11 protein-coding genes are annotated in these 12,875 nt (G+C 41.8%); 5 read left to right on the forward strand and 6 right to left on the reverse strand.

The genetic code is table 11. From position 1 onward, the window contains the following. Window positions 1–213: 213 nt before the first annotated feature. On the forward strand, window positions 214–606 hold the full coding sequence (locus IQ276_RS37660) for a hypothetical protein (RefSeq protein WP_193913549.1): 393 nt from the start codon (window positions 214–216) through the stop codon (window positions 604–606). Here the strand turns inward: IQ276_RS37660 and IQ276_RS37665 are convergent. Continuing rightward, entirely contained in the window at window positions 603–1,295 is a 693-nt protein-coding gene (locus IQ276_RS37665; protein WP_193913551.1) for a hypothetical protein, read from the reverse strand. The genes IQ276_RS37660 and IQ276_RS37665 overlap by 4 nt on opposite strands. A 60-nt stretch (window positions 1,296–1,355) precedes the next feature. On the opposite strand from IQ276_RS37665, the gene IQ276_RS40535 reads away from it, so the two are divergent. The 3 genes from IQ276_RS40535 to IQ276_RS37675 all read left to right on the forward strand — a co-directional run bounded on the left by IQ276_RS40535 (window position 1,356) and on the right by IQ276_RS37675 (window position 2,723). After that, on the forward strand, window positions 1,356–1,478 hold the full coding sequence (locus IQ276_RS40535; RefSeq protein ID WP_255264448.1) for a hypothetical protein: 123 nt from the start codon (window positions 1,356–1,358) through the stop codon (window positions 1,476–1,478). 365 nt (window positions 1,479–1,843) lie between these two features. Continuing rightward, window positions 1,844–2,491: a tyrosine-type recombinase/integrase gene (locus tag IQ276_RS37670; protein WP_193913553.1), complete on the forward strand. Its 648-nt coding sequence runs from the start codon at window positions 1,844–1,846 to the stop codon at window positions 2,489–2,491. A gap of 49 nt (window positions 2,492–2,540) precedes the next feature. Then, on the forward strand, window positions 2,541–2,723 hold the full coding sequence (locus tag IQ276_RS37675; protein WP_235116507.1) for a hypothetical protein: 183 nt from the start codon (window positions 2,541–2,543) through the stop codon (window positions 2,721–2,723). Window positions 2,724–2,888: 165 nt separating this feature from the next. On the opposite strand, the gene IQ276_RS37680 is transcribed toward IQ276_RS37675, so the two are convergent. The 5 genes from IQ276_RS37680 to IQ276_RS37700 form a co-directional block, all read right to left on the reverse strand. Then, window positions 2,889–4,352: a hypothetical protein gene (locus IQ276_RS37680; protein ID WP_309245651.1), complete on the reverse strand. Its 1,464-nt coding sequence runs from the start codon at window positions 4,350–4,352 to the stop codon at window positions 2,889–2,891. 64 nt (window positions 4,353–4,416) lie between these two features. Further along, window positions 4,417–7,518, reverse strand: a complete 3,102-nt coding sequence (locus tag IQ276_RS37685) for a DUF3987 domain-containing protein (protein ID WP_193913555.1) — start codon at window positions 7,516–7,518, stop codon at window positions 4,417–4,419. Next, window positions 7,515–7,889 (reverse strand): hypothetical protein, encoded by a 375-nt coding sequence (locus tag IQ276_RS37690; protein WP_193919526.1) that lies wholly within the window; start codon window positions 7,887–7,889, stop codon window positions 7,515–7,517. Before IQ276_RS37690 ends, IQ276_RS37685 begins: the two co-directional genes overlap by 4 nt. Window positions 7,890–8,441: 552 nt before the next feature. Beyond that, window positions 8,442–8,741: a fertility inhibition FinO-like protein gene (locus tag IQ276_RS37695; RefSeq protein ID WP_193919524.1), complete on the reverse strand. Its 300-nt coding sequence runs from the start codon at window positions 8,739–8,741 to the stop codon at window positions 8,442–8,444. Between the two features lie 11 nt (window positions 8,742–8,752). Beyond that, window positions 8,753–10,258 (reverse strand): helix-turn-helix domain-containing protein, encoded by a 1,506-nt coding sequence (locus tag IQ276_RS37700; RefSeq protein ID WP_193919522.1) that lies wholly within the window; start codon window positions 10,256–10,258, stop codon window positions 8,753–8,755. Between the two features lie 734 nt (window positions 10,259–10,992). Between IQ276_RS37700 and IQ276_RS37705 the strand changes: the two genes are divergently transcribed. Then, window positions 10,993–12,837, forward strand: coding sequence for a protein kinase domain-containing protein (locus IQ276_RS37705; RefSeq protein WP_373690638.1), 1,845 nt, complete (start codon window positions 10,993–10,995; stop codon window positions 12,835–12,837). Window positions 12,838–12,875: the final 38 nt, after the last annotated feature.

Genomic DNA, 12,875 nt, shown 5'->3' on the forward strand with positions numbered 1-12,875 from the left:
TATTGGGTGCATAGTATTTATTTCGATACTTGCAAAAAATTTCACTTATTTAATATTTGTACCACAATTAGTTAATTATTCATATTTTATTGGAACATATCAAATATTAAAAAATATTAATTTAGCTGATTTTTATCCTCAATCACATTAACTATTGTTCGGAAAACCCTCATTATCTATAATAGATATACCACTTCATTATTCCTCAAAATCATGTCTCAGATAGATGCTCATTTTCACCAACTATTTCAACCAAAAACCCCAGTTAATAAACAGGATGAAAGGATGGCGCTATTAGCCAATCGTCTAACTCCCACTGATGACCAAATCAAAGACTGGCTGCAATCACCACAAATCAAACAGTGGCTTACCAAACTACTCATGGGAGTTCCCAATAATTTGAAGCTTGAAGCCCTAAACACCATAATCAAAAATGTTATACAAAACCCAGACAAAGACTGTCGAGTACAATTCGGTACTTCAACCATTGGGATTGATGTTTTACGGTGGCAGCTTTGGGCATCCTATAAATTACCATTAGCCAGTGGTATCAAAGCTCCAGATTGCCCCTACACGTTGAAAAAACATTTGGATACTCCAAACTAACTTACCGGATGATATAATCCCGTATTTTCGTTAAATTCCCACCCAATACCGGATCTATCTTTGCCCTTACACCATGCTACAAAAAGCGGTGGGTGCAGATTAATTCGCTCCTTGCGTATAGTTTCTTGACTTACACCAAGTCTTGAAGCTAAACCTTCTTCCGTTAATGGTTGAATTCGCGGACTTTGCCCACGATATGATGAATTATTGTAGTACGATTTCTTCTGCCGCCCTTGTTGGTTGTTGAGATAGTTTTGAATTTTGATAATCGCCTCAGCCAACTGTGTCATTCGGGCACACGTCTGTTCAATTTTTTCTGATAAATCGCCGACATTATCGATTGCTCCGGTTTCGTTGCTTTTAGATTCACTTGAAAACTGTGACTCCAGCTTATCAAGTCGTGAGCAAATAGCTAATATCGTTTCATTGGTCGGACTAGCGTTACTATTATTACCAGTAACCAAGTACTCCTCAACACTTGCTTTAATCTTAGAGTCCAAGCGTTTATCTAAATTATCGCCACCAATTCCATCAAGGTTATCTATATCATCTAGGTAAAATTCGATAAATTGGGTCAGCGTCGCTGTTGCTGTCGTGCCTTTGGAGTTGCAACGGGCGATAAACTGCGACCACATCTTTTGGTCACAGTTAAAAGATGCTAGCTTTTTTTTACGCCCTGTATTGCTCATCTCTACGTCTCATCTAGGTAAACCGTAACTGTCCACGCTTATTAAATCGTGTAATTCATCATGATGAATTACCTTGATGTTATCATCGCCAAATGTGTCAGCGCATTCTTCAAGCGATGGCTTTTAGAAGAGATGTTACCGCCAACGGCTACCATTGGCGATCAAAAATTATCTCAGGCTTAAACACTTGCAGGATTGCCTTATCTAATTTTTGCTCATCGAAACAGTGCTGACTACCTAGTTAGATTGCTGAGTCAGAAAGCAATAATTGCATTCAGTACAGTAAGTCTGTACCCCTACGGGGATCTTGCTATGCGTAGCGTCTCTAAAAGTTGCCCCTGCTTTTAAGCCCTTGTCATTACCAACATTTTTCCAAAGACTGGGTTGAAAAATCGATAGCCCAGCACATATCCATTAATCGACACCATCCGCGCCATAGAGTTTGCCAACCAGTAAGATAAATCTTACGGTTACTCAGCACTCCTTAACTTAAAACTGTAATGTTTCTGATCGCTGATAGGATGATTAACTATCGGGGGTTCGGGGCTGTGAAAATTGACCGTCACGGGAAGGCAAAGGTTTTGTCGGCAGAAGAAATCCAGCGTCTGTTTACTTTGGGGTTAACCACAGAGCGAGACAGAACCCTAATAGGCGTGATGCTGTACACGGGTTGCCGCGTCAATGAAGCAGTTACCCTAAAAATTAAAGATGTTTATAACAGCAAGGGACGGATCAGAGCAGAGCTGATCATCCGTAAAGGGAATACAAAGGGAAAGTTAGCTACCCGCAGCATTCCGATTTTGTCAGAACTAAGGTGCTTCCTAGCTACTTACAAACCGACAAACTCCCGTGACGGTTTTTTGTTTCCTGGTCGATGGGGGCGCAGTCACTTGCACTCAGAATATGCAAGCCTAATCTTCCGACAAGCTTGCGAACGTGCGGACATCGAAGGAGCAAGCACACACAGTTGCCGCAGAACTGCACTTACTTTCATGAGCAATGCCGGAATTCCATTGCGAGTTATTCAAGAAATTAGCGGACATCGCAGTTTGGAGCAACTGCAAAATTACCTGGAGGTGGAACCATCCCAAGTTCGCGGGGCGATCGCGGCGTTGTCGATGCTAGCACCCCCATCAATTCCGAGCAGCAATCTTGACAAGCAAGACGCGGATAACACGAAGTTATCAACGGAGTGATAGATCAGGAAATACATCTTTGTTGATCTAGACAGGATTAATAATAGAGTTGGGTTCGAGAGATTTTTTAAAAAAAGCCATTTCCATTTCAATAGCAAGATATAAGAGAGCAACAATTGATAAAATTGAGACTGTTATTGCTCCAGCCTACGTAACTGGCGTGATGGCTCCAGGCAATACATTACAGTTTTTAGTTGTTCTCGGCCTGCCAAAATCGCAACTCGTCTTTTGAGTACCTGTCAGTTTTTTTCGTTCGCTCCTTCCAGCAATCCCAAGCCACAATCACTTCCTCGCCTAAGTCTTGGATAACTTCGCCCCTTTCGAGATACAAGGTACGGTATGGGTCAGCGTGGGCAACAATGGAACCAAGTGTAATCGCTCCTGGTTCTGTATCAGGTTATTCGGTAGTAGTGATTACCTGTGCCTCTTGCGTGGTCGGTTCATCTATATGGGTTTCGGTAGTAGCTTCAAGGGCAGCGATTAACTGTTTCTCTTCGCTGGTAAGTTCTGTCCAGTAGTCTTGTCGAATCACCTCGTACTGTTGAGCCACACTCCAAAAGTCCGACCATGTACACCCAGGCTTACCAAGCACCCTCCTAATTTCGCTAATAGCCACAGGTACGAATTGCAATTGTTCGGCTCTGTGGGCTAGAGCCTCCGGTGTCGGTTGACTTCCCATCAGGATAGCCGCAGCTTCGAGCGCTTGAGCATTGTTCATCGCGGTGGCAAGATTCCCAAGTGCAAGCCCAAGAAGGCGCAGACATTCAGAGGCATTATCTTTGGGCGGTTCCACTGCAAGCTCGCGCAGATCAATGGTATTCTCCAAAGCGCGTTTGACTTCCTTGTTCAGCACCTTAGCAGCCTGTTTGGTCATAGTATTTCCCCACTCCTGCACGGGGCGTGACTCTAAGGCGCGTTCCAGTTCCTCAATACGTTGCTGTTGTTGTTGGCTGACTGATGATAACTGCCGCAGCCCCTCTAATTCATCTACACGCTGCTGTAACTGGATTTTTTCTTGTTTCTCTTTTCTGTACAGTTCTCGTATTGATTGCATCTCTTGCGCCAACTGCTGAGTAGCTATTTCTCTTGCCTCGTTCACCAGGGCAATCCTCAACTCCTGTTCCAGGCGCTCTAGTTCCTGCTTATGCTGCTCCTCCCTTTGTGCGATCGCTTCTACGTACTCTGCTGGTAGAGTCCGCTCTGTTGGGAATGGGACGCTTGGGGCATCTAGGTCATCATTATTAATTAGTTCTTCTGAGCCATCATCAAAAGTGACAATCTGCTGCAATTCATTTGGCGGGTCTTTCTCTATGGTTCCTTGCTGCCCATATCTGGGGTGCGATTCAGAAACAACCGTGACGGAAGCTTTTTTAGTCACCATTGGTTCCAAGGTTTTAGGAACCAATGGTTCCTGTTTTAATATTTTTTTCCGTGGTGGCTTGGGAACCACGTTGTTTGCAGCAAGAGCAAAGTCAGCTTGTGACGGGGAGGGATTTTCTTCTAGTGCCAGTGCGATCGCTTGTTTTAATTTATCTGGTTTTTCGACCAGACGCAGCAACGGACGGGCTTGGCGTTCATTTTTGATATGCTCTCCAAACTCCTCGGCCGCCTCAATTACTTTGGTGGCCCCCAGCAGTTGGTTCACCCTGCGGTATCCGCCCCATGCCGACAATTCGCTCTTGCAGTACTCAGTAAAGGTTTTGTATCCACCTTCTGTGTACAGATGCTCGTTACGCATTTGTGCAATTTTGGGTATAGCTTGGGACTCAAAGCGGTCAATGGCAGTGAGGGTTTCTTTAATTTGATGATTGAGAACGCTGTAATCGGGTGCTGATGGTTGTTGTGGTTCTAGTGCCAGCATAGAATTTGTCCACTATATAATATGTTGGTTGATTTTTTTTGGGAAGTCTCAAGTTAAAACCCAACTAAGTAATCAACTCCAATCGCATCGCATCACTACCAGGTACAGGGCAGAGAAACTGAGATAGTGATTCTGGCATATCCTCTAGCAGTACAATAGCCTTTCTCAAACCCTGTTCTATAACGAACCTCGCTACAACCCCAAGTTTTGAATGTCTCTTGCTGCCGGGGAAATGAACCCGCACTTTTGCACCAGCATCTATCTGGTGTGCGAACGCTTCCGTATCACCATCACTGGAAATATCTATTTCATGACTATTAGGATGGTCAGAAGTAGAAATAACTGTTTCTGTACCAGGGGGGCGTAGACGCGCAAGCGGCTTGTCGGAGACATCGCTATCTAGCTCAGTAAGTACGGTTTCATTTACTGCAACTGTACTGTGACAATCCTCATCGCTAGTGTTTGTCACTGGTGACAGTTGATTGATTGGTGACGGCTCTATTGGTTGCACCTCATAGGTTTGGGCGATTGGCACTATGTCACCCTCTGTTTGGGACGATGGAGGAGTGGGAGGGTCGCTACCAGTAAAATTAGCTACAAACTTTATTTGCCTACCAATTTTCACAACCGTGCCTTTGCCCATGCGCTCTAACTTCCCGAACAACTCCGCAGTGTAAGCGCTGACATTCCTAAGAGCCTCTTTGGCACGAGATTGAATTGCCTTGATATTCCTGTAAGCATCTCTTAAGGTGATGCCATCATCTTTACTGACTGCTGCATCCCAGATTTTCAGCAGCACAGAACTAATATCGTCGCTAGAGGTCGTCATCTCTTGCACCACATTGAAAGCACTCTTGTAGTACTGTGCAAACATTACCGCTCGCTGCAATGTCTGTGTTGATAATTCCCAAAAGTTGCGTGAGCTATTGCCGTCCCGGTCAAAATAACAATCAATCAAGTGCAAAGCCAGCGCAATCCTCAATAACTGAGTGGGCAGCTTGAACATCCACGCCCTAATCGCCGGTTGTGTCGTCGCCCATGCCTGTTGTCCAATCACTTGACAAAGCTTTGTATAATAAGCGTCTGCGCTCTTGGACAGCTTGACTATACCCATTGGGCAATTCTCTAGCCAATCATAGAATGGAGGTAATTTCTCAGCTAATACACAGTAGCCTTTTACACGTTTGGGCATGAGAGTATTAGCTTTGGCTACCAAGAACCGCGCCAACATCCCTTGTGAATCTTCTGGGTCTTTGAAGATTTTGCGGAACATCCCCGGCTGAATCCCTCCGGTGAGTGACAGTGCTGTGTCTTCCACCACATACGAGTCACCTTGCGACACTCTGTCTACTTGTGCTGGTGCGCCATCCCACAGTTTGAGTAGACATTCCAGCCCTTCGTTTTCTCCTTTATTAAATTGCCCAAACGATTTAAACAACCCTGCTAGTTCATCCCTAGCCCACAGCACACCATTGTCTTTCTGTTCTGAAAGGCGTTTAATGACGGCCTGAATCGTTGCCATCTCAAACATATATTTGCGTTCTAAAGGATAGGGTGGGCGCTCTTCGGCATCACCCTGCCAATTCTGGTATGCCCCTACTTCCTTCTCATATCGCCTACGAGCTTCAATTTGCTTACGTTTGAGCGGAGTCAACACTAGGGTATCGGCTCTGGTTTTGCCACCACCTGATTCCAATACTGTGGCCGTCCAGGCGATCGCTGGCACTGTATGAGATTCCACAGAGAGCTTTATCCGCTTGCCAACCAGTGATAATACCGCTGCCATCAATGGTTGCCAGATGACTATTGGTTCAATATTAAGAATCTCTGCATCGTGCAATAAGTCCGCTGCCATACTAGGCAAGGCTTGTTTAAAGTCCAACTTGGCATTGTGCCAGTTAATCAAATTTTCTAGGCGAATTTCATCATCTGGCTGAACCTCATCCATTCGGGTTCTGATTGAAGAAACTATTTGATCTAGTGCAGCTTTTTTTACACTAGTACTATCTAGAAGTTCTCCTATCTTTTGCGTCTCTTCGTAGTCTGTAAACCCGGCTTCTAGAATCTTGGTGACAGTGGTGACAGTTGACGCAATCTCGTCTGTGGCTTTCTTTGAACTGTCACCTTTTTTGGTGCTGTCACCAGTGACAGTTTGCTTTTTGGAGTCAAATCCCCGTGGAGGTTGAGAATTAACTGACTGTTGTCGCTGCCACGATTTTATACAGTTCTCTAAGGCTTCATCCGTAAGTGTGGCAGTGGGATTATCTTTGGTTGCTGACTTCCAAATCGCATCTGCTTCCCTGGTATCAAGTGGAGGGGAGCAGCTTTTGCAGTAAGAATCAAATAATGCCCGTGGTTCTTCATTAAACCTATGCCTCAGATGGTTTAACCGAGCAGCTGTGCCAATTAAGTTACGGGCGAGTGCTGCACCCTTACTATTTCTTTCTCCCTGGACTGCACCAGAGTCAACTAATGCTCTGTCTGCTTTAGTTAAACAGCATTCTAACGGTACATCACCACTTGGTACATTTAGTGGAATTGACGGGACTACTGTCTTAGACTGAGGAATAATAGCCCTTAGTTCGTCGTAGCTGTACTGTTTACTAGTGTTGAGAATTATCTGACTGGGCCCATTAGGAATGTTATTTGCTGCAAAATGCCAACACCCCGCCAGTCGCATCACCCGCGACGGATTTTTCAAACAGCGATCGCCCGAGGAATATTCGAGTAAATCAGTTTGCAATTTTCGCCATTGCTCAGGACTGATTGGGCTAGTCAATATCCAATAGCTATGGATGGATTTGCCACCCGTGTCTATTTGTAAGCTCGGTTCTGGTAAACAGAGCGATCGCCATAACTCACGTTGCAATTCTTTGTCTAAGTTGTCATGCTCGTAGAAAATGGCACGGCAGTCTCTCACCAAGTCATCTTTTTGTCCGCCGCCGTTGACTACGAAGTAAACTCCCCTGCCATCCGATTGCCATGCAGTTGCTGTTCGTACTAACTGCTTGAGGTTACGTGACTCTGCACTTCTGCCAGAATCGTTTGCTTTGCGTGGGTCGTCGCTGGGGTAAAACGAGCGCAGGTATACCGGATCTCCCTGTTTGTAACCCAATGCCTCCAAGTGTTGCGCTATTTGCTCACGATTTACCACTACACAAGTCATACCTCACCCCCAGCTACACCCAAATAAATTTCACCCAAAACTTTCTGTGCTGCTGCTCCCCTGGTAAATGCAAACGCTTCTCCAGTTTCTACAATCACAATTCCTGCTAAGAAAAAATCGGGCGACATGATAACTAGCAGCCCGACATCTGGTTGGTGTTCTTTTACTAATAAGCGCAACTCTTCTATTGAACCCAGCACCAAACCGTACTCATAAGGGTGAGCGGTCGTTAGTGCGATCGCACTTCCTGACAGTACTTGCAGATTTTGCGACAGCCACACCCCTGCTGGCAGAAACTCAATTTTTACCGTCTCTGGTAGCCCAAAGCACAACTGTGGGTGTGCATAAGCCTTTCTACATTCATTTTTCACAACGGATTCCCCTGATTGTTGGTTTCCACATCAGAGGGGGTTGAATGTACGATCCCTCTACAGCAGTCTTCTAGATTCTGCTGATGGGCGATCGCACTCTACGCGCTACTACACTTTGTATTTTGCAAGCGGACTTTGGCGAAAATTAAAATTTTTTCCAAGACATGAAAATACTACGCCAGAATTAACCTATTTTCTGTCGCACCCAAGTATAATGGGCTTAGTACAGTAGCGTGAGTGAATTTCTCCTAACCAGTCTGTGGGCAAAAGCGGCCAAACTTTACTTCCCACTTTCTCGGTTCCTAAGAGATGAACCCCGCTCTGAAATTATTCGATTGTTTTGACACTGGACAAAGCGTTACCCCTTGGTGCGTTTTGTCCTTTAAATTTTTGAGCCGTATAGAAATACCTCCATTTTTAAGTGAATACAACCATAAGCTTGATCTTACATAACTTGTGGTCTTATAGCATCTTACGAGATTCTGATTTTTCGCTTTTCCTCCTCCATATTTGTGAACTTTTGTTCTAACTTCCCCTGTTGGGCAAGGTTTCTCAAGCTGCTCCTGGTGTGGCTGTTGCCTCCTTGGGTTTGCGCTCGAAAACTTGTATGTTGGGTTCATCGAGTACGAACCCATTATCAGTCTGCTGACCGAGTTTACCAGCGATCGCTGCTACCCACTGTGGGTAATTACTAGCAGCATCGGTCAGTTTCTTCCAAATCTTAGGCTTGACTGTAATGCTTATGATGCGTCCATCACAGTCAACCTCAAACTGTTGCCAACCGTTCTCTACAGCTACGGCTTGGGGTAGTTCGCTGATTTTGATTGTTACTTCTAATTTTCCGGTAATCATAAGTACCTCTGTCAGGATGCATTTGCTAATGTTGGTAAAGTATCACAGACATGCACCAAACCTTGTGGGTCTGTCATAATATACTTTCTAATTACTGGTTGAAGACTAAAACTAATTTCTTTTGTAACTGGGTCTTTAGTACTCTCAATCAGGGATTGCCTTTCCAGTTTTTCTAACGCTTTTATTAGCTCTAAAGTTGATACAAATATTTTCTTTTTTTCTTTAAGATTATTCAACAATGTAGTAAAACCAAGAGGTTGGGATATTGAAACTATCTCTTCTGCTATATGAATTAAAATTATTCGCTCAATTTCCGTTAAAATTTGACTAAACACATGATTAAGCATTGCTTCAATTTTACTGCTAACCAGCGTTGTTTCATTTTCCAGAAACTTTTCAGTACTACCAGCAAAGAAATGGTTAATCCTCTCAACTAAAGCTTCAAGCTCCGATGGATTTCCTCTATAAGTTTTAATTAACCTGTGACACTTTTCATTATTTGTTAATCCCTTACTAGATAAAAAATGCATTGCTGCATCCGCATCAAGACCTTCAATTTTGAAAAATTGAATAGGTCGTTTAGCTGCTATTAAATCATTAAGCTCATGAAGTAAAACTCTACTAGTTAAAAGCAAGCAGCTTTGATGTTGTTCTTCTACCAACCGACGAATAAATAGCCTGTAATCTAGTCGTTGTGCTAAGTTATTTGTCTGAAATAAAGCTTCAAATTCATCTAATACGATCAAATAGCGACGAGCTTGTAACTGCTTAAGCAACACTGTAATCATTGCTTGAGTACATTCTGGACAATTGGACTTAGGTTCTGCAGGATTAAGTAGTTCTAGGAGATCAGCAACTAAGTCATGAAGCAATGGCGCATGGGCAACAGATTTCCAAATCAAACAATCAAAAGTGGGTTTAACCTCTACACCAAGTTCTGCAATTAGTTTTGCGGCTAGCGTCGTCTTGCCAATTCCTGCTACTCCAACTAGTGCTATACATCGTTGCTTAGTTATTAATTCTTTTAAAAGTTCTAGTTCGCTTGTTCGTCCGTAAAAATTAGTTATGTCAGGCGGTTGTCCTCCTATAACTTGTCCCAAATTCTGATAAGAGAGACTTTGCTCTGTTTGTGATCCAAATTGGGCATCATATTCTTCGGCAAGTTGCTCTAAGAAATTTCGTAGGTTCTTTTTGCTAACCTTTTCACCATTTCCAATTGTTTTTGTGAGTATATCAAATAACCGAGTAGCTACACCTCGTTGTAAATAATTAACGCTGAAACGTGATTTTTCTGCTATCTCCTCATAGTCCCGATTATTCCACGCTCCTTTTATGACAGTAATCTCAGGTTCGTTTAAGTATCTGCCTCTTTTAGCAAACACCAAGTCATTCACTATGACTAGAGCTTTATCAAAAGCTGTTGTCGTAGAGTGTCTTTGCCCCAGATGCTTCTGTGCTATATCTAAACGAGAGGAAGAGACTGGTGAACTGAATTTGTGGGCAGCGTTAGAATCCATAACTACAACCGCGTGTTAGTGTGTTAAACACCTGCAAAGGATTTTTCGTGAATTAGGTTTCGTTTAAAGAGCGTGTTAGATCACACTCAATAATACTGTATTTCACTATATATAGCTACATCTTTCGGAAGAAAGTATCTAATTTGGTTACTCATTGCTGCAAAAAACGCAATAGAGCAACGTGTCCACTTACTTTGTGGATGTCATTGGCTAAATTTTTCTAAATCCATATTATCCCCTATGATGTATATAAAAGCTTGTAAGTAATGATGTGTTTAAATTTTTACTTAAATAATAACGAATAAAATTTTGTTTCATTCTGTTATAAAAAGCTAAAATACTTGTAAAAATGGCTTTTTTACTTTCAGAGTCAAATTCAGAAATAATCAGTAAGGCAATACTTAATATAGATTTTACAGTTTTTACAGTGATAATACATAATACTTGTATCGAAAATCTCAAAATTCAACCGTATTAGATATATTGCTACTGACAAGTTTTTTATCTTAAACCTAGTCTATGCATTGTTTAAGTAATAGAATATACCTCATTCCAGCAAAAATAATTGAGCTTTTACCAAGAAAACGATTAGATTTTAATATCTGGTTATTAGTTGTTTTACTCCAACAGTTGTCACAAAAATTTCATCCCTTTTCTTTGAGAAATTTTGTGACCATCCCAAATTCTCAAATGATGGTTTTCTTGCCATTAGGGTTAGAAAGGATTGTACGAATGTGATTTACTGTATAAACCCTCTTTGTGAGCAACGCCAAAATCCTGACAATGTTGAAAGATGTCTTTGCTGTGGTACTTCGCTACTGATTAATGATCGGATTCGCTTGCTCAAACCATTGAGAGAACTTACTGAAAATCCGTTTACCCGCAATGAAATTTTTGAAGTAGATGATGCTGGGACAAAGTGGAATCCTGTGCGGAAACGGCGAGTTATGAAAGTTATGAAATGGAATTCGCCTGAATTAGTCCAGTTAATTGAGCGAGAATCCCTTGCTTTACAATTAATCCAACATCCAAATACTCCTGAAAGTAATACTTTAGATGACTTATTTAGTTTTGTTCCCAACAATAGCTCTTTAACACTTCATTGTTTAGTTATGGATAAATTTGATGGACAAAATTTAGAAGAATGGATAAAAGGAAATGAGCCAATATCGCAATCTTTAGCATTAGAATGGTTACGACAGTTAGTTGAAATTATTGACGTAGTACATCATACTGAATTTTTTCATAGAGATATTAAACCTGCAAATATAATTCTTCAACCAAGTGGACAATTAGCGTTAATTGATTTTGGAACAGCACGTCGAATAACTGACACGTACTTAGCTAAAGTTAGCGGAAGCGGAGGAACTCAGACAACGCTAGGTAATTATGAAATTACAAGTGTAGTTTCGCATTATTACACACCACTAGAGCAAGTTCATGGTAAAGCAGTACCTCAATCGGATTTCTATGCTCTAGGGCGGACTTTTGTACGTCTAGTGACTGGTACTCCATTGATGCGTCTGCCGATAGATCAGAAAACAGGAAATTTAGTATGGAGAAATAAAGCACAGCAGATTGACAAGCCCCTGGCTGATTTTCTTGATGAGTTAATGGCTCCCGTGCCAGGACAACGGCCAGCAACTACTGAAGTTATTCTGCAACGTTTAAAAATACTTCCTCGCCAAAGTAAAGTTTATAAAATAACAAGATCTAAAACCTTCATATTTGGTGTAATTATTGCATCTGCTGGCTTGATTGGTTTGGGGATTGATAAAATAGGCTTACCAGCGTATGCTAACAATTTAGTTGCTGAAGGGCAAAAGCTAGAAGCTGGTAATAATTCTGAACAAGCACAAAGTTATTTTGACAAAGCTGTAAGAGTTCGCCCTCAGCTAAGTTTTGAGATTTCTCAATTTTATTTTGATAAAGCTGCTCGAAATTTAACGAATCCTCAGATAGCTAAAAAATATTATGAATTAGCAATAAAATATAATGAACAGGATGTTTCGGCATATAATAATTTAGCTGCTATGTGCCAGCAATTGCAAGATGATAAATGTGTAGAGAAGAGTTATGAGAAATTATTCAAATTGAACCCAAATAGTTGGGAAGGTAATTATGGGTTGGGATATTTCTACGATACTCACAGCAAATATGACTTGGCACAAGAGCAGTATGAATTAGCTATTAAAAATAGTGGTCAAGCAATACATGCTGTTGCTGCTTTAGCACGATTAAAGAATAAAAATGGCGACTATAAGATGGCAGCAACTTTAGCTATAAAAGGGTTAGAAAAAACTCAAAATCCCGAACTCCAAGCATCTTTATATAAGGATTTAGGTTGGTCAAGCTTAATGCAAAATAAATTAGGTGAAGCGGAAAAATATTTAGAAAAAGCAACTGAATTAGACCCTCAAAGAACAGATGCCTACTGTTTGCTGGCTCAAGTTGAAGAAGCTAATGGTCAAATTGATAATGCCAGGATTTCTGTAGAAGTATGTATGTTAGCTAAATCCAGTCTGCCAGAAGTGTTTGAATGGAGGCAGGAATTGCTAGAACGCATACTGAAAAAATGATAAGCTGGTAGTAATGAATAATCATTAAATACCTCAAA

Source organism: Desmonostoc muscorum LEGE 12446, from assembly GCF_015207005.2.
GTDB lineage: Bacteria > Cyanobacteriota > Cyanobacteriia > Cyanobacteriales > Nostocaceae > Nostoc > Nostoc muscorum.